This is a genomic window from Amycolatopsis sp. cg13, from assembly GCF_041346965.1.
Classification (GTDB): domain Bacteria; phylum Actinomycetota; class Actinomycetes; order Mycobacteriales; family Pseudonocardiaceae; genus Amycolatopsis.
In genome coordinates, this window is the sequence record NZ_CP166848.1 from 1,421,246 (window position 1) to 1,437,620 (window position 16,375).

A 16,375-nucleotide genomic window follows, 5' to 3' on the forward strand; every position below is an offset into this window, starting at 1 on the left:
CCACCTGCTGGCGCGTCTGCGCTGGACCGGCATCGCCGAGACGCTCATCGGGCCGGGTGCGGTCCACGGCGCCGGAAAAGCGCCGGCGGGTCTGGGACGCACCGACGCTTTTCCGCTTCAGAACTCGATGACCGCCTTGCCGCCGGTCTGCTTGTCGAAGGCGGAATAGGCCTCCACCGCGTCGTCCAGCCGCCAGCGGTCGGTGAAGACCAGGTCCGCCTGAACCCCGTGCCGGGCGATGAACCGGGCGCAGTCCGCCTGGCCCACCGGGGAGAAGGTGTACGAGCCGACCACTGTCAGCTGTTTGCGGATCAGGTCCGGGCTGACGTCGAGCGTCACCGTCGAGCCTTCGCCGACAAACGCGACAGTGCCCCATTTCGCGGCGGACTTCACCGCCGCGGCCCGCGCCGGTGGTGCGCCGGAGCAGTCGAGCGCCTTGGTCACGCCTTTGCCTCCGGTCAGCTCCCGGATCGCCTCGACCGGGTCGACGGCGGTGGAGTCGATCGCATGCGCCGCACCGAACTCCTTCGCCCGCGCGACGCGTTCCGCTGCGATGTCGACCGCGACGACCTCGGCGCCCATCGCCGCGGCGAGCTGTACCGCGGCCTGACCGACCGGGCCTTGGCCGAAGACCGCCAGCGTGTCGCGCGCGTTGACGTCAAGCCGGGTCAGCGCGCCGTACGCGGTGCCGGTGCCGCACGAAATCGCGGCGCCGGCGGCGAAACTCAGCTCGTCCGGCAGCGGCACGAGCGTCCGTGCGGGCACCTTGAGGTAGTCGGCGTGCCCGCCGTGCGCGGTCGCGCCGTAGATAACGTTGCCGCGCTCGCACATCTGCGGCCAGCCCGTCCGGCACAGGTCGCAGAACCCGCAGCCGTCGTAGTGGTGGACCATCATCCGGTCCCCCACTCGCACGGCGCGCGGGTCGACCGCCGAGCCGATCGCCGCGACGACGCCGCACGGCTCGTGCCCGCCGATGAACCCGGCACCGTCGCCGGTCATCCCGAACGCGGCCAGCGCCTGACCGGCAGGAGCCCGGTAGAAGTGCAGATCGCTGCCGCACATCCCGGAGGCCTTCATCTCCAGCACCACGTCGTCCGGGCCGGGTTCGGGATCGGCGAAGGTCTGGATCTCGAGGACCCGGTCGCCTTGGAAAATGACTCCGCGCATGAGAATTCCGTCCTTGTCAGTGCACCGCGGCGAACATCAGGCTTTCCTCGTCGGCTTCCTCCGGCGAGAACTCCGCGGCGATGCTGCCCGCGCGCGCCACGAGCACGCGATCGGACAGCGCCTGGATCTCCGGCAGGTACGAGGAGATGACCACGACAGCGACCCCGTCGTCGGCCAGCGCCCGGATCATCGCGTGGATTTCCGGGATCGTGCCGAGGTCCACGCCGCGGGTCGGCTCGTCGATGATCGCGACGAGCGGTTTCCGGGTCAGGCCCTTGGCCAGCACGATCTTCTGCTGGTTCCCGCCGCTCAGCTCCTCGACGGTCGCCTTCGTCGGCCGCAGCGTGCGGACCTGGAACTGTTCGACGAACCGTTTCGCGACCGAGGTGCGCGCACCGGGCCGGAAGAGGAACGGCAAGCGCCGCGCACCGCAGAGATGCCCGAGGTAGATGTTGTCGGCGATCGTCAGATGGCTGAAGAACCCGGAGGCTTTCCGGTCCTCGGTGATGTAGACGATCCCGGCTTTGCGCGCCTGCCGTGGCGTGCGGAACCGCACCGGCTCGCCGTTGAGCCGCACCCGGCCGCCGCGCAGCCGCCGCCGTTTCAGGATCCCGCTGACGATCATCGCGGTCTCGCTGCGCCCCGCGCCGACCAGACCGTAGATGCCGACGATTTCCCCGGCGTAGGCGGAAAACGCCATGTTGCGCACCACCGGCAGCAGCGTCACGTCCTCGACCTGCAGCGTCGGCGTCGGCTCGGGTGCCCGGTTCGGCTCCACCCGCCCCATCTCGACGGTGCGGCCGACCATCATCTTCACCACGCGATCGCGGCTGAACTCCGGCCGCTCCAGCGTCCCCTGGACGACGCCGTCGCGCAGCACGGTGATCCGGTCCGCCTGCTCGAACGCCTCGTCGAGCATGTGCGTAATGAAGATGACGCCGATCCCGCGCTTCTTCAACTGTTGCATCGACAGGAACAGCTGCAGCCGCTCCTCCGGAGTCACCGACGACGTCGGCTCGTCCAGGATCACCAGTTTCGCGTTGCGGTGCACCGCGCGGGCGATCTCCACCATCTGCTTCTGCCCGACGCCGAGCGCCCCGGCCGGAACGTCCGGGCGGATGTGGAAGTTGTGCGATTCCAGCAGCTCGCGTGCCACGACGTTCAGGTGGCCGAGGTTGTTGAACACCTTCTCGTCGCCCATGAACAGGTTCTGGGCGACGGTCATCGACTCGACCAGCGAGCCCTCCTGGTAGACCATCGCCACCCCGGCCTCGACCGATTCGCGCGGAGTCGTGAACGCCCGAGCGACGCCGTCGACCTCCAGCGTGCCCGAATCGTGCGCGACCGCGCCGGAGACGATCTTGACCATCGTGGACTTCCCGGCGCCGTTTTCGCCGAGCAGGGCGTGGATTTCGCCCGGCCGCACGTCGAAGTCGACCCCGTCCAACGCGTACGTTCCGCTGTAGCGCTTGCTGATGTTCGTCAGCCGCAACACCGTGCTCATGCGTCCTCCAGCCGCAGCAGGTTCCGGCCGCCGCGCGCCGCCGCGACCACGTGTCCGTTGTGGACGGTCAGCCCGGTGACGCCGTGCCGCGGGCTGTCGACCCGGGCGTGCGCGCTCTCCGCGACGCGGCCGGTGGGGTCCATCCGGAACACCAGGCCGCACGACCGCGCCGGGGCCCAGCTCTTGACCACGCCGAGCACGCGCAGCTGCCCCATTTGCATCGTGTCGGTGAAGGGGTCGCCCGCGCGCAGGCGCGGGACGAACCATTCGTCCGGGCTGATCGTCTCCGTCATCTCGGCCAGCAGCGCGGGTTCGTCCAGCAGCAGTTCGGTGACCCGGTTGCGGATGTAGGGCGCGGCGAACCACCAGCCGTCCCCGCCGACGTGCACCCGCCCCGGATAGACGGGCAGGTTCGCGCTCAGCACCCGGCCTCGCTTGCCTGGTGCGGATCGGGCTTCCACGCGATGGTCCAGGCTCAGCGACAGGAGCACTTCGTCCCCGGCGATGCCGACGCCCGACGGCCACGCGAGGCGCTCCGCGACCACTTCGGCCTGCGCGCCGGCGACCCGCACGAGCAGCCCGGACCGGTCGCCGGTGACCAGTGCACGGGGCCACTCCGCGACCTTCGTCGAGCCGACAGTCGCCAGCAACGCAGGCCCGTCCGTCGCGAGCGCAGTCACGCACCTGGCGACCGGCGCGTCGGTGCACAAGTCCTCGGTTTCGCCGGACTGCGACACCGAGACCAGGCCACGCCCTTCGACCGCCGCGACGACCTGGCCGTCCCGCACGGTCAGCGCCGTCACCGGGCTGCCGAACGAAGCCAGCCGCGTCACCTCGTCCTCGCGCACCGAGAAGACCTGATTGCCGCTGCTGAACACCAACCCCGTGGGGGTCACGACCACGTCGTCCGGCTCGTACTCGCCCGCGGGCAGCAGCTCCGCCGCTGCGTCGAGGCGGAGGTTCGGCCGCAGTCCGGTGTCCATCGGGGGCACCGTCCGGGCGCGGCCCCAGTTCGGGTTGATCCATTCCTTCACGGTGTCCAGTACCGGGCTCATCGCACCGCCTCCGCCGACCGGCGAGCACTGGCCGTCCCCGGAACGGCGGCCGGGTCGATGTCGCCGATCTCGCTCGGGTCCAGTTCGAGCCTGCCGATCCGGTTGTTGCTGACGCCGCACAGGTACAGGTGCCCGTCGCGTTCCTTCGCCGCGGTCACCATCGGATAGTTCTCCATCGTTTCGTCCCACAGCACGGAGAGGATCTCGCCGCGGTCGCTGAACTTGATCGCGCACGACGTGTTCAGCTGCGGCACCACCCAGTTGTCCACCGCCGCCTCGCGGGTCATCCGCCGCCGCACCGCCGGGTAGCGGCCGAGCAGGTCGGACATCTGGGTCCGCATGGCGCACAACGGCATCCAGTAGTTGCCGTCGGAGGACCGGTTGATGTTGTCCGGATAGCCGGGCAGGTTCTCCAGCACCGGTTCCAGCTGTCCCTTCTTCGGCCCGGCGATCCAGAGCCGGTCGACGCGGCACAGCCCGGTGCTGGAGATCAGGATCGACTCGCCGTCGTGTGCGGTGCAGATGCCGTTGGGGAACACGTAATTCGACACCACGACCTCGGTCTTGCCGTCCGGCGTCACCCGGATCACCCGGCCGTTCGGGCGGAATTCCACCAGTTCCAGCAAGAAGTCCGCGGTGTTCGTGCGGGTGGAGAAGTCCGAGGCGTAGATCGAGCCGTCCGGGGCGATGTCCAGGTCGTCGACCGCGCGCAGCCCCGAATCGTCGATCAGCGACAGCGGACTGCGCTTGACCTTGTTCGCGACCAGTTCGGGTTCGCCGTCGGCGCCGATGCGGTAGATGCCCATGCCGCCGACCGCGACGACCAGCCGTCCGTCGGGATCCCAGGCGTGTCCGCACGGGAATCCGCCGGTGCGCGAGAAGATCTCGCCCTCGGTGTCTTCCAGGCCGCGGAACCGCCACACCCAGCCGCGCTGGTCGCCGCAGTACACGTTGCCCTCGGCGTCCACCGCGCAGTCCTCCGCACCGCGGATCTTGCCAAGCCCGACCGGAGGCGCGTCGGTGAGCCGGCGGTTGAGCGACCACACGGTGCCCGGCTTCGTGACGTCGACCAGCGGGCCGAGCCGCAGCCGCGCCGGGTCGATCTTCAGCTTCTCCACCGCACGCTGCCGGTACTTGCCCCATTTGAGGTCCAGCACGGTGAACACGAGCAGCACCGCGGCGAGGATGACGGTGTAGTACGAGCCCTGCGCGCCGTCCGAGACGGTCGCCTGCTCGATGATCGTCACTACCGCGACGCCGACCGCCGCGCGGAGCACGGAACCGCGGCCGCCCTTGATGCTGACGCCGCCGAGCACCACCGCGGTCAGCGCGATGATTTCCCAGCTGTTGCCGACGTTCGGGTCGGTCCGGGCCAGCCGCGCCGACGTGAGGATCGCGGCCGTTCCGGCGAGCGCGCCGGACACGACGTAGGTCCAGAACGTGACGGCGGTGACCGGAATGCCGTTGCGCCGCGCCGAGCGGCGGTCCGAGCCGGTCGCGGTGACCCACCAGCCCCAGCGGGACCGGGTGAGCGCCAGATGCACCACGATCAGCACCACCGCGAAGAGGAACCACGCGGTCGGGATGCCCAGAATCCGGCCGTCGTTGAAGAAATCCCAGACGAGCGACGGTTTCGTGACGCCGATCTGCGTGCTGTTCGCGTTCTGCAGCACCGAGGCCGCGCCGCCGAAGGCGATCAGCGTGACCAGGGTGGTGATGAACGGGCGCATCCGCAGGATCGCGATGAGGTACCCGTTCACCGCCCCGAGCACCGCGCCCGCGACGATCGCGGCCGGAACGACCAGGGCCGTCGACCACAGCCACACGCGGTCGGCGACCATCGCGCCGAGCCCGCAGAAGCCGACGATCGACCCCACCGACAGGTCGATGCCGCCGCCCACCAGCACCACGGTCAGCCCGATCGCGAGCAGCCCGTACTCGGACACCTCGTCGAGCACCAGCGGCGCGTTGGCGGGCCCGACGTTGGTCGTGGCGATCACGTACACGCACAGCGCGAGCGCCAGCACCAGCGGCACCGCGCCTTCCATCCACCGCTTCTCGAACAGATCCGAGACGGTGCGGTAGCGGGCGATTCTTTCCGAAGGACGGCCTCCGGTCATGCCGAAGGCGTCCAGCCCGCGCCGCAGCGGACGGAAACCGCTGCGGCGCATCGGAGACGACGTTGTCATCAGGCCTCGTCCTCGCTCACTTGCTCTGATAGCAGGCGATGGTGGTCTGGTCGATGTTCGACTTGTCCACGACCGTGCTCGACACGTACGCGACCGAATGCGAGGCGCCCGGCTTCACCCCGTTGGTGAGCAGGTTCTGCACCGCGACCGCACCGGCGGCACCGATGCCCTGCACGTCGTAGGCGGCCGAAGCGGTCACCACGCCCTGCTTGAGCGCGTTGCACCAGTCCTTGTCCGCGTCGAGCGTGTAGACGCCGACCGAACCCGGAGCGATCTGGCCGCGCCCTTCGGCGGCCTTGACGGTCTGCCCGACGGTGACCGAGTTCAGGTCGAAGGTGACCATGAAGCCGCACACCTTGCCCTGCTGCTGTTGCAGCACCGACTCGGCGGCGGCCTGTGCCTGCGCGTTCTGGAACTGCGAGTGCGCGACGAGGGTCTTGTAGCCCTCTTTCTCCACGACGTCCTTGACGCCCTGGTCCCACAGGATCGAAGCCGGGTCGTTGCCGGGTCCGTCGATGATGGAGATGGTCTTGGGGGCGTTGCGGGAGTTGCAGTCCGAGACCGCGCGCTTGGCGATCGACTGGGCCGCGCCGTAGACGTCGACGCCGACGAACGCGTCGCCGAGCCGGGTGGAGGGCATGTTCAGCATGACCGTGTAGATCCCGGCCTTCTGCGCGCGGTCCACCGCGTTGTCGAGCAGCCCGAGGTCCTGGTTCTGCAGCACGAGCACGTCGGCGGCCTTGCGCGCGATGAGGTCGTTGATCGTGTTGATCATGCGGTCGCTGCTGAAGTTCGAGTCGTAGACCTTGAATTCCGCGCCCGCGTCGTCGAAGGTGCGCTGCATCGTGGTGCCCCAGTTCTCGGTGAGCTTGTAGCCCTTGTAGAGAATCGGGACGAAGGCGATCTTCTTGCCCTTCAACGCGTCGTGCGACTTCTGCCGCATCGGCATCAGCTGCTCGTTGCCGCTGAACACCGCGTTCGTCGCGGCCGCGGCCGAGTCCGAGGACCCGCCGCCGACCGAGCACGCGGACAGCCCCGCGGCGCCCAGCGCCGCGGTCGCGGCGAGCACGGACAGCTTCCTGGTGATCTTCATGTGCTTCTACTTCCGTTCCCCGGCGTCGTTGCCGGTCACAGTTCCCCGGATTTCTCGGTTTCCTCGTTGCGCGGATGCAGCCACGCGTCGAACGCGATCGCGGCGGCCAGCACCGCGCCGCGGATGAGGTCCTGCACGGCGGTGCTCAGCCCGTGCAGCACCAGCAGGTTGTTGAGCACGCCCACGAACAGCGCGCCGGCGAGGACGCCCAGGATCGTGCCCCGCCCGCCGGACAGCGAGACCCCGCCGATCACCACCACCGTCAGCGCGGTGAACAGGATCGGGTCGAACGACGTCACCGTCGTCTGCACGCTGCCCTGGATCGACACCGTCACGAACCCGGCGACCGCGGCGAGCAGCGCGGACAGCACGTAGGTGAGGATCTGCAGCGGCCGCACCGGCGCGCCGGTCGAGCGGGCGGTCTCGAAGTTGTCGCCCATCGCGCGGATCAGCCGCCCGGGCGAGGTGTAGGCGACGAACAGCCAGGCGAGCAGGAACGCTCCGCCGGCGATGAGCACCGGCCTCGGCACGCCGAGCACCCCGCCGCCGCTCAGGTGCGACAGGAACGACCCGGCGGGCACCCCGTAGACGTTCTGGCTGAGGAACAGGATGTCGATCCCGCCGATCGCGAGCATGCCGGTCGCGAGCGTCACGAACAGCGCGGGCACCTCGAAGACGACGACGAGGATGCCGTTGACCAGCCCGATCGCCAGCGCGAGACCGGCCATCAGCGCGATCGCCTGCCATTCCGGCATGCCCTCGCTGATGAACGCGAGCGTCGCCTGCGCACAGCCGAGCCCGATCCCGGCCACCGAAAGGTCCAGCCCCTTGCCGAGGACGACGATCGCCTCGCCGATCGCGAGGATGCCGAACGCGGCGGACAGGTTCAGGATGCTGCCGAAATTGCCTGCGGTGAGGAAATTCGTCGTGGTCGCTCCCGCCACGAGGGCGAGCAGCACGGTGATGCCGAGTACAAGATAGGTCTGGTCGAAGCCGCCGAGGCGTGCCCGCAGCGACACGCGTGGCTTCGTTGCCACTGATGCGGTAGTCATGGGATTCCCGGTTCGATGGGTGGGACAGCGCGGCCAGTGTGTCGGCCGTCACCGGGTCGCCGCATCTGCCGCCGGTCGTATTCCGTTACCCCGTACGGCCGATGCGGCGACTGGCCCCAGCCTCGTCGCGGATATATAATGTTCGGAATTTCCGCAAGGGAGCTGCCCATGAACGCGACCGGCTTTCCGCGGCTCGACAGCGTCCGGCTGAGCGCCGATCTGGCCGATCAGGTCCGCGAGCTCGGACTCGACGCCAGCGCCGTGCTCGACCGGCTGCTGCCGGTCGGCCGCTGCGCCGAGGTGCTGCCCGCCAAACGGCTGCTCGGCCAGGTCTGGGACGCCGCGATGGCCGAACTGGGCTCGGCTCCCGCGCCGGAACGGCTGCCCGGCCTGACCGCGCTGCTGAGCCGGGTACGCGAGCTGGAGTCGCGAGTGGACGATGCCAGGGTCGCCGACGGCGTCGCGACGATGCGCCGAGTCCGCCGCGCACTGACCCGTTTGCACGCCTCGTCGACCGCCGAGGAACTCCTCTCCCGCGCCGCCGAGGAGGCTTGCACGATCGGGTTCGACCGCGTGCTCGTCTCCACTGTGGACGATGCGACCTGGGTGCTGCGGCGCATGGTGATCGAACAGGATCCCCGGCTGGCCGAAGAAATGCTCGCTGCCGGCCGCGAGGCCCCGCCGCGGCTCGACGGCTCGCTGGTCGAATCCGATGTCGTCCGGCACGCTCGTGCGGGTCTCGTGTACGACGTGCAGGAGAACCCGCGCGTCAACCGGCAGCTCGTCTCGCTCTCCGGCTGCACGTCCTACGCCATCGCGCCGTTGCGGGCGTACGGGAAAGTCGTCGGACTGCTGCACGCGGACAGCTACTACTCGCCCTGCCGGGAGGTCGACGTCACCGACCGAGCCGTCCTGAACCTTTACGCGGAGGGCGTGAGCGAGACGCTGGCCCGGGTGTCCGTCCTCGAAGGACTCGCCTCGCTCCAGGCGGGAATGACCCGGCTGGCCGCGGACGTGCGCATCGCTCCCCCGCCCGAGCCGGGCCTGGCGCGGCATCCGCTGCTGTCGGCCCGCGAGGCGGAGGTGATCGACCTGATGGCGCGCGGCGACGCGAACCGGGCGATCGCGCGGAAGCTGTCGATCTCGGAGGGGACCGTGAAGACGCACATCACGCACATCCTGCGCAAGCTCGACGCGGCGAACCGGGCGGAGGCGGTCGCGTACTGGCTGCGGAACTGAGCCGGCCCGCGGCTCAGGCGGGCACCGGCTCCAGCCGGGTCGTGGTGGCGGCGGCAGTCTCGGCGACCATCGGCGCCAGCGCGCTCGGCATGCTGCGGTACTTCTCCGTGTACGCGGCATCGACCGCGGCGTTCGTGTCGGCGTCCGCCTCGAGGTGCAGAGACACGTCGGTCTCCACTCCGTCCACTCGCACCCGGGCGAGCTGCTTGGCCGAGGCCCAGCGGTACCAGCCGCCCTCCGTGCCGAACGCCGACCGGATGTACAGCTCGTCGCCGGAGCGGACCACCCAGATCGGGGTCCACCGGCGGAGTGAACCGTCGCGACGGTAGCTGCTGATCTGGATCTCCGACGCGGCGCCGATCCGGTCGCGGATCTCGGGGTCGAACGACATAGCGGGCTCCTTCGAGACGAAAACGGGACGGTTCGCTTCGTACGCTAGGCGCTCGCGGACGGGCGTGGGAGGTGCTGTCAGCCCCCTCCCACGCCCGCGTCGCCGGTCACGGCGCGTCGAACTCCAAGGTGGACGAATCGACCGCCGCGCCGCCGCCGTCCGCGACCAGGACATGGCCGGTCACCATCGACGCGTCACCCGAGGCAAGGAACGCGCACACCGACGCGATCTCCTCCGGTTCCGCGGCACGGCGCAGCGGCACGTGCTTCGTCGTCAGCGCATACGCCTCGTCGAGCGTGATGCCCTCGCGCTTCGCCAGGTAAGCCATCGCGCCCTCGCCCAGCGGAGTCCGGATCCAGCCCGGGCAGACAGCGTTCACCCGGACCCCCTTCGGTCCGTAGTCCCGCGCGAGCCAGCGGGTGATGCCGATGATCCCCGCCTTGGCCGCGGTGTAGCCGACAGTCCCGGGCGGACCGGCGATCAGCCCGGCTGTCGACGCGAACAGCACCAGCGAGCCCTGCCGCTGCACCAGATGCGGCAGCACTTCCCCGGCCAGGTAGAACGAACCGTGCAGGTTCACGTCCAACGCCCGCTGATACGCCTCCACGTGCTCGGGCCGCGCGGTGCCCGACACCGCCGCGCCCTGCGTCGCGATCACCGTGTCCAGGCCGCCCAGACTCGCGACAGCCTGCTCGACCACGTCGTGGATCGCGGCGCGGTCGGTGCCGTCGGCGGGCAGCGCGACCGCGCCGAGTTCGTCCGCCAGTTCCTTGAGCCGTTCGGCGTTCAGGTCCGTGACCGCGACCTTCGCGCCGTCCTCGGCCAGCCTTCGCGCGGTGGCCGAGCCGACTCCGCCCGCCGCGCCCGTCACCAGTGCCAATTCGGGCTTGCGCCGCCGGACCGGGTCGTTCATCGTGCGCCTTCCTCTCCCGGTCGCGTCACCTCGGACGCGTCGGAATTCGTTGCGGTACCGAGCTTTCCGTACTTCTCGCGGAGGGTGAACTTGAGAATCTTCCCCGATGCGTTGCGCGGCAGCTCCGGCTGCGCGGCGAAATACCGGGGCACCTTGTACGTCGCCAGGTTCTCCCGGCAATAGGCCCGAAGCTCCGCTTCGTCGAGCGCGATGCCTTCCGCCAGCACCACGACCGCGCAGCCGACTTCGAGGTACTTCGGGTCCGGCACCGCGACCACGGCCGCGTCCAGCACCGCCGGATGCTGCGTCAGCACCCGCTCGATCTCGGCCGGGTACACGTTCTCCCCGCCGCTGCGGATCATGTCCTTCGCCCGGCCGGCGAGCACGAGGAAACCGTCGGCGTTGACGAAGCCGAGGTCCCCGGTGCGGCACCAGCCGTCCACGAAGGTGTCCCGGTTCGCCTCCGGCCGCTGCCAGTACCCGGCGCAGACCGCAGGGCCGCGGACGAGGATTTCTCCCACCTCGCCGGGCGCGGCCGGTTCGAGCCCGTCCCCGGCGACCCGGACCTCGGTGAGCGGCACCGGGCGGCCGACGCTTTTCGGCTGGGCGTCGAAGTCCCCGTCGTCCAGCGTCGTCGCGATCGCGCCGCCCTCGGTCAGCCCGTAGACCTGGGTCAGCCGCACCCACGGCAGTCTCCGCCGCACCTGGTCGACGACCCACGGCATCATCGTGTCCCCGCCGATGACGAAGTGCGTGACCGATTTCGGCAGCCGGTCCTCGATCCCGTCCACGCGCAGCAGGTCGTGCAGCATGAACGAGAACAGCAGGCAATCGGTCACCTGCTCGGCTTCGAGCACCTCCAGCAGCCGCTCGACGGTGAAGTTCCCCGACCGCAGGCACACCACGGTGCCGTGCATCAGGAACGTCGGCGCGGTCACCGCTTCGAACGCCCCGGCGTGGTAGAGCGGGCCTGGCACCAGCGCGACGGTTTCCGGTGAGAACCGCCAGCGCAGCGCCTGCGTAGTCGCCGTGCTCACTGTGTTGGCGTGCGTCCACACCGCGCCTTTGGGCAGGCCGGTCGTGCCCGAGGTGTAAAGCAGCGACATCGGATCCGCGTCGCTCACTTCCGGCACGTCGGCCAGCGGTTCGCGGCCGAGCAGGACGTCGAATGGAAGCGCCCAGTCCGGCATCGGGTCCGCGGTGTCCGGCCGGACCACGAAGGTTTCGACGCCGGTTTCCGCGCGCACCGGCTCGATCCGGTCCAGCAGGCTGCTGTGCACGATCACCGCCTTGCAGCCGGAGTCGGCGAGGATGAACTTCAGCTCGGCCGGCGCGAGCCGGAAGTTGAGCCGGACCGCGACCACGCCGAGGTGCATCGCGGCGAAGCACAGCGGCAGGTACTCGGCGTCGTTGAAGAGCATGAGGCCGAGCCGGTCGCCCTTGTTCAGGCCGAGTTCCCGCAGCGCAGTCGCGTAGCGCAGCGATTTGTCCCGCAGCTGCGCGTAGGTGAGCCGTTCGCGGCCGTCGAAGCTGACCGCGATGCCGTCGCGGCCGGGCGGCGGGAGCTGGTCGGCCACCGCGTCGAGCAGCCTGGTGAACGTCATGACCTGCCCTCCTGTCTCACACGCCCGGTCCGAAGACGATTTGCTTCAGTTCGGTGAACTCCTGGATGCCCTCGGGCCCGGACTCGCGGCCCCAGCCCGAGCCCTTCACCCCGCCGAACGGAGCGCTCACGGCGGGCCCGAACGTGTTGACCGCGACCGAGCCCGCAGCGATGGCGGAAGCGGCTTCCGCGGCGAGAGCACGGTCCGCGGTGTAGACGCTCGCGGCGAGGCCGAAGCTCGTGTCGTTAGCCAGCCGCAGCCCGTCGGCCAGATCGTCGTAGGTCTGCACGACGGTGACCGGCCCGAACACCTCATTCTGCGCCAGATCGGCGTCCCGGGCGACGCCGGTGACCAGGGTCGGCTCGTAGTAGTACCCGGCGGGGAACCCTTCCGGCCGCCGTCCTCCCGCGACGACTTCGCCTCCGGCAGCGCGCGCACGGTCCACGAAGCCCTCGGTCCGCCGCAGCGCGGCCTGATTGACCACCGGTCCGATCTGCGTCCCCCGGTCGAGCGGGTCGCCGATCCGCAGTCCTTGCCAGGCGGTGCGGAGCCGGTCGACGAGTTCGTCGTGGCGCCGCCGCGAGATCAGCACCCGGGATAACGCGGCGCACACCTGCCCGGCGCCGCCGGTCGCCCCGGGCACCAGCGACTTCAGCACCCGGTCGAGCGGCGCGTCGTCGAGGATCAGCGCCGGGGACTTGCCGCCCAGTTCGAGGTGTGTGCGGGCGAACCGTCCCCGCGTCGCCTCGATGATCTCCTGCGCGGCGACCCGGCCTCCGGTAAGCGAGACCAGATCGGCGCGCGGGTCCGCGGTCAGGTGCCGGGCCACCTCGACGTCGCTGCACAGGATGCTCAGCGCACCGGCCGGGAAACCCGCTGCCGCGGCGGATTCGGCCACCAACCGCATGACCAGCTGCGATTCGGGTGCGGCCTTCACCACCACCGGGCAGCCCGCGAGCAAGGCGGGCACGACCTTCGTGGCCATCGTGACCACCGGTCCGTTGTAAGCCAGGATGGCGACGACGACCCCTGCCGGTTCGCGGCGCACCACGACGTCGCCGAGCAAGGAGCTGCGGTGGTCGTCGCGCAGGGCGTCCTCCGCACTCGCCAACGCGGAGTTCCACGCCCCCGCTGCGCCGTATTTGTGCAGCGTGGCGCTGTAGCGCACCGGCATGCCCGCTTCCGCGGCCCAGACCGTGCCCAGGTCCGGGAACCGGGCCTCCAGCGACGCGCAGAACCTCGCACAGATCTCGACTCGCTGCTCGACCGGCAGCCGACCCCACCTGGAGTCCGTCGCCGCCGTGAGGGCCGCGTCCGCTTCCTTTGCGGACGGCAGCACGGCTTCGGCGACGGTTTCCTCGGTCGACGGCGAAACGATCTCGTACGCCGGTCCGGTAGCAGGCACCCACTCCCCGGCCACGTAGACCGAGTCGAGGCGAGGCACCGGGACACCGGCGATCTCGCGCGTCATGCCCCGCGATCCGACCGGAAGAACGGGCTGGCGGGCTTGAGGAACATGGTCGCGAACGGCGGGATCATGAAGTCCGGCAACACCATCTCCCCGGACATCAGCTGCCGCTTGACTTCCGCGCGGAAGCCTTCGAGGTCGCCGGCGGTTTCGTAGATCGCCAGGTGCCCTTCGTCGACCGGGCTGACGCCGGGCAGCGGCTTGACGTCCGACACCTCGAACCGTTGCGCCCGAAGCATTCCCGGCGCGGACATGATCTGCGGGATGTGCTCCTCGTCGTACCACTTCCCGAACGTCGCGTCGTCGCCGGTGTGGCGGCTCCACGCGAAGAACAGATGCCGGTCGTCCAGGTTCTCCGCCTCGGCGAACCGCTCGGTGTGGAACGGTTCGCTGACCGGCTTGGCGAACAGCGCCTGGAACGGCTGCACCATGTAGTCGGGCAGCACCATGTCCCCGGAGATCAGCTTCCGCTTGACCTCGTCCCTGAACCCCTGCGGGCTTCCGTCCATTTCGTACAGTGCGAGGTGGCCGAAGTCCAGCGAGCGCACGCCCGGCAGCGGCTTGGTGTCCGCGATGATGAAGCGCTGCGCGCCGACCATCCCGGGCGCGTCCATCACCTGCGGGATGTGCTCGTCGTCGTACCACTTCGCGTAGGTGCCGTAGTCCGTGGTGTAGGTGCTCCACGCGAAAAACAGGTTCCGATCCCCGAAAACCGGGACCTTGGCGGAAACCATCAGCTCACTCCTCGTTCGTCCGACCGGCCGGAACGCAGCCGGGTTGTTGCTTTTTCGTCGACCCGCAGGCCTTCGGGGTCGAAGTGCGGGTCGCCGACGACGACCACCCCGTAGTCCCGCGCCGCCCCTTCGACGCTCACGTACTCGTCGCGCACATCGGCGAGCACCTTGGCCGGTTCGCGCTCGAACGGCGAGCCCCATCCCCCGCCGCCGTTGGTCAAGCACCGCAGCACCGAACCGGCTTCGGTCAGCCACGCCTTCTGGCTCGCGAAGTAGTGGTAGACGCCCTTTTCCGGGTCGAGTGCTTTGGTTTCCGGATCCAGCACCCCGGCGACGGGCGTGCTCCGCGCGTAGACGTCGCTCGAGACGCCCAGCAGTCCGTCCGGTCCGGAAGTCCCTTCTCCCGGCGGGAAAATCCACATCGCCCCGGTTGGACCCGGCTTCCCGCCGTCAGCGCCGACGCCGCTGGGTTCCTTGGTCCGGAACGGCGACAGATGCTGGGCGGCGGCAGTCAGCCAGAGCGTGTCCTTGAGGTTCGCCGCGCCGCCGCGGTGCTTGCCCGGCCCGCCGGTGTCGATCGCGTGCTCCTTGCGCAGCATCACCACCGGCGAGTCGTGCTCGATCGTCTCCGTCGCCGGATCGAGGTTGTTGAGGTTGTACAGCACGGTGTAGCTGTCGCCGTCGCCCTCTTTGGTGGCACCCCACGGGCCGTGCTCGCCGCCGCATTGCGTCGCGCTCGTCCAGGGCGTGCCGTCGTCCCGCACTCCGCTCGCGTTGTGCGTGTTGGTGGAGCCGTAGTCCCCGCCGACCGCGCGTTCGCCCAGCACCGGGTTCAGCGCTTCAAAGATCGCGGAGATCAGCGCGCCGGACGGCTCCCAGAACATCATCGGTGCGCCTTCCGGCGGCAGCGCGCTCAGCAGCGTTCCCGGCGGAGCGACGAGGTCGACGTTGCGCCAAGTCCCGGAGGTGAACGGGATCGCCGGGTCGAGCAGCATCGTCAACGCCACGCCCAGCGCGGTTTTCGCGTCGAGGACGCCGCAGTTGATGCAGGTCCGGGCTTGCGCCGAGGTGCCGGAGAGGTCGGCCTCGATGTCGTGCCCGCGTTTGCGCAGCGTCACGCGCACCCGGTAATCGACAGTGTCGTCGAGTCCGTCGGCGTCGATCAGCGCGCTCCCGGAGTAGTCCCCGTCCGGGATCCGGGCGATCGCTTCGCGCATCTGCTCGGCGGATGTGTCGCAGGCGTAGGCGAGGGAGCCGAGGAACGCGTCGAGGCCGTAGCGTTCGATGTTCTCCCGTACCAGCCGCTCGCCGAGCTGCAACTGCTGGTGCATGCTCTGGAAGTCCGGCAGCAGCAGACCGCCCCAGCGGGTGTTGTCGAAGATCAGGCTGAACGTGGACCGCACCGGCTGGTCCTTCGCCCACAGCAGCATCGGCGGCAGCACGAGGCCGTTCTCGTAGACGTTCGTCTTGGTCGCGGAGAACCCGCCGGGCACGGTGCCGCCCATGTCCAACTGGTGCGCGCACATCGTCACGAACGAGACGATCTCGCCGGCCACGAACACCGGCCGGGTGAACAGGACGTCGTTCACGTGGCGGCCGCCGCGGTACGGGTCGTTGCAGATCAGCACGTCGCCCGGGGACAGGTTCTCCGGACCGAACTCCTCGACCGCGTTGCGGGTGGCGTCGGGCATCGTGCCGAGGAACGGGGTCAGGCTGTTGCTGACGACGGCCATCCCATAGTCCTGCGCGGGCGGGCCGCTGATCGTGCACGCGAAGTCGTACCAGTCGCGGATGATCGGCGAGAACGCTTCCCGCAGGAACGCGGTGCTCATGTGCCCCACCGCGTACTTCAGCCGGTTCACGATCACCGACCCGGTGAACCGGTCGGCGTGATAGGCCGTCTGGAACTGCTCGTCGGTGAGATCGCGGATGCGTCCGGCGGGCTCCTCGATGGTGGTCATGGCGC

The 16,375-nt window shown here is 69.7% G+C and carries 13 protein-coding genes; 1 reads left to right on the forward strand and 12 read right to left on the reverse strand.

Features of this window, described 5'->3' with window-relative positions:
* Positions 1-117: 117 nt before the first annotated feature.
* From AB5I40_RS06275 to AB5I40_RS06300, 6 genes are read right to left on the reverse strand one after another with little or no spacing between them, the layout of a single operon-like run.
* Positions 118-1,167, reverse strand: a complete 1,050-nt coding sequence (locus AB5I40_RS06275) for a zinc-binding dehydrogenase (protein ID WP_370937467.1) — start codon at positions 1,165-1,167, stop codon at positions 118-120.
* 16 nt (positions 1,168-1,183) lie between these two features.
* Entirely contained in the window at positions 1,184-2,671 is a 1,488-nt protein-coding gene (locus AB5I40_RS06280; RefSeq protein ID WP_370937468.1) for a sugar ABC transporter ATP-binding protein, read from the reverse strand.
* Positions 2,668-3,726, reverse strand: coding sequence for a hypothetical protein (locus AB5I40_RS06285; protein ID WP_370937469.1), 1,059 nt, complete (start codon positions 3,724-3,726; stop codon positions 2,668-2,670). The genes AB5I40_RS06280 and AB5I40_RS06285 overlap by 4 nt, the downstream gene beginning before the upstream one ends.
* Positions 3,723-5,915: an ABC transporter permease gene (locus AB5I40_RS06290; protein WP_370937470.1), complete on the reverse strand. Its 2,193-nt coding sequence runs from the start codon at positions 5,913-5,915 to the stop codon at positions 3,723-3,725. Before AB5I40_RS06290 ends, AB5I40_RS06285 begins: the two co-directional genes overlap by 4 nt.
* A gap of 16 nt (positions 5,916-5,931) precedes the next feature.
* The gene (locus AB5I40_RS06295) at positions 5,932-7,008 is read right to left on the reverse strand and encodes a sugar ABC transporter substrate-binding protein (RefSeq protein WP_370937471.1); all 1,077 of its coding nucleotides are present in this window, start codon (positions 7,006-7,008) and stop codon (positions 5,932-5,934) included.
* A gap of 35 nt (positions 7,009-7,043) precedes the next feature.
* Positions 7,044-8,060, reverse strand: coding sequence for an ABC transporter permease (locus AB5I40_RS06300; protein WP_370937472.1), 1,017 nt, complete (start codon positions 8,058-8,060; stop codon positions 7,044-7,046).
* A 168-nt stretch (positions 8,061-8,228) separates the two neighbouring features.
* Between AB5I40_RS06300 and AB5I40_RS06305 the strand changes: the two genes are divergently transcribed.
* A complete protein-coding gene (locus tag AB5I40_RS06305) occupies positions 8,229-9,299 on the forward strand; it encodes a LuxR C-terminal-related transcriptional regulator (protein WP_370937473.1) in 1,071 nt (356 codons plus the stop codon).
* A gap of 13 nt (positions 9,300-9,312) precedes the next feature.
* On the opposite strand, the gene AB5I40_RS06310 is transcribed toward AB5I40_RS06305, so the two are convergent.
* The 6 genes from AB5I40_RS06310 to AB5I40_RS06335 form a co-directional block, all read right to left on the reverse strand.
* Positions 9,313-9,690: a DUF2255 family protein gene (locus AB5I40_RS06310; protein WP_370937474.1), complete on the reverse strand. Its 378-nt coding sequence runs from the start codon at positions 9,688-9,690 to the stop codon at positions 9,313-9,315.
* Positions 9,691-9,796: 106 nt separating this feature from the next.
* Complete coding sequence (locus AB5I40_RS06315; protein WP_370937475.1) at positions 9,797-10,603, reverse strand: SDR family NAD(P)-dependent oxidoreductase; 807 nt, start codon at positions 10,601-10,603, stop codon at positions 9,797-9,799.
* Positions 10,600-12,207 (reverse strand): class I adenylate-forming enzyme family protein, encoded by a 1,608-nt coding sequence (locus tag AB5I40_RS06320; RefSeq protein ID WP_370937476.1) that lies wholly within the window; start codon positions 12,205-12,207, stop codon positions 10,600-10,602. The genes AB5I40_RS06315 and AB5I40_RS06320 overlap by 4 nt, the downstream gene beginning before the upstream one ends.
* A 16-nt stretch (positions 12,208-12,223) precedes the next feature.
* Entirely contained in the window at positions 12,224-13,678 is a 1,455-nt protein-coding gene (locus AB5I40_RS06325; protein WP_370937477.1) for an aldehyde dehydrogenase family protein, read from the reverse strand.
* On the reverse strand, positions 13,675-14,409 hold the full coding sequence (locus tag AB5I40_RS06330; protein WP_370937478.1) for a hypothetical protein: 735 nt from the start codon (positions 14,407-14,409) through the stop codon (positions 13,675-13,677). Before AB5I40_RS06330 ends, AB5I40_RS06325 begins: the two co-directional genes overlap by 4 nt.
* Positions 14,409-16,370, reverse strand: a complete 1,962-nt coding sequence (locus AB5I40_RS06335) for a hydantoinase B/oxoprolinase family protein (RefSeq protein WP_370937479.1) — start codon at positions 16,368-16,370, stop codon at positions 14,409-14,411. The genes AB5I40_RS06330 and AB5I40_RS06335 overlap by 1 nt, the downstream gene beginning before the upstream one ends.
* Positions 16,371-16,375: the final 5 nt, after the last annotated feature.

Excerpts from the sequence above, each read along its gene's own strand:
- AB5I40_RS06275 (WP_370937467.1), bottom strand. The coding sequence starts at position 1,167 with ATGCGCGGAGTCATTTTCCAAGGCGACCGGGTCCTCGAGATCCAGACC.
- AB5I40_RS06280 (WP_370937468.1), bottom strand. The coding sequence starts at position 2,671 with ATGAGCACGGTGTTGCGGCTGACGAACATCAGCAAGCGCTACAGCGGA.
- AB5I40_RS06285 (WP_370937469.1), bottom strand. The coding sequence starts at position 3,726 with ATGAGCCCGGTACTGGACACCGTGAAGGAATGGATCAACCCGAACTGG.
- AB5I40_RS06290 (WP_370937470.1), bottom strand. The coding sequence starts at position 5,915 with ATGACAACGTCGTCTCCGATGCGCCGCAGCGGTTTCCGTCCGCTGCGG.
- AB5I40_RS06295 (WP_370937471.1), bottom strand. The coding sequence starts at position 7,008 with ATGAAGATCACCAGGAAGCTGTCCGTGCTCGCCGCGACCGCGGCGCTG.
- AB5I40_RS06300 (WP_370937472.1), bottom strand. The coding sequence starts at position 8,060 with ATGACTACCGCATCAGTGGCAACGAAGCCACGCGTGTCGCTGCGGGCA.
- AB5I40_RS06305 (WP_370937473.1), top strand. The coding sequence starts at position 8,229 with ATGAACGCGACCGGCTTTCCGCGGCTCGACAGCGTCCGGCTGAGCGCC.
- AB5I40_RS06310 (WP_370937474.1), bottom strand. The coding sequence starts at position 9,690 with ATGTCGTTCGACCCCGAGATCCGCGACCGGATCGGCGCCGCGTCGGAG.
- AB5I40_RS06315 (WP_370937475.1), bottom strand. The coding sequence starts at position 10,603 with ATGAACGACCCGGTCCGGCGGCGCAAGCCCGAATTGGCACTGGTGACG.
- AB5I40_RS06320 (WP_370937476.1), bottom strand. The coding sequence starts at position 12,207 with ATGACGTTCACCAGGCTGCTCGACGCGGTGGCCGACCAGCTCCCGCCG.
- AB5I40_RS06325 (WP_370937477.1), bottom strand. The coding sequence starts at position 13,678 with ATGACGCGCGAGATCGCCGGTGTCCCGGTGCCTCGCCTCGACTCGGTC.
- AB5I40_RS06330 (WP_370937478.1), bottom strand. The coding sequence starts at position 14,409 with ATGGTTTCCGCCAAGGTCCCGGTTTTCGGGGATCGGAACCTGTTTTTC.
- AB5I40_RS06335 (WP_370937479.1), bottom strand. The coding sequence starts at position 16,370 with ATGACCACCATCGAGGAGCCCGCCGGACGCATCCGCGATCTCACCGAC.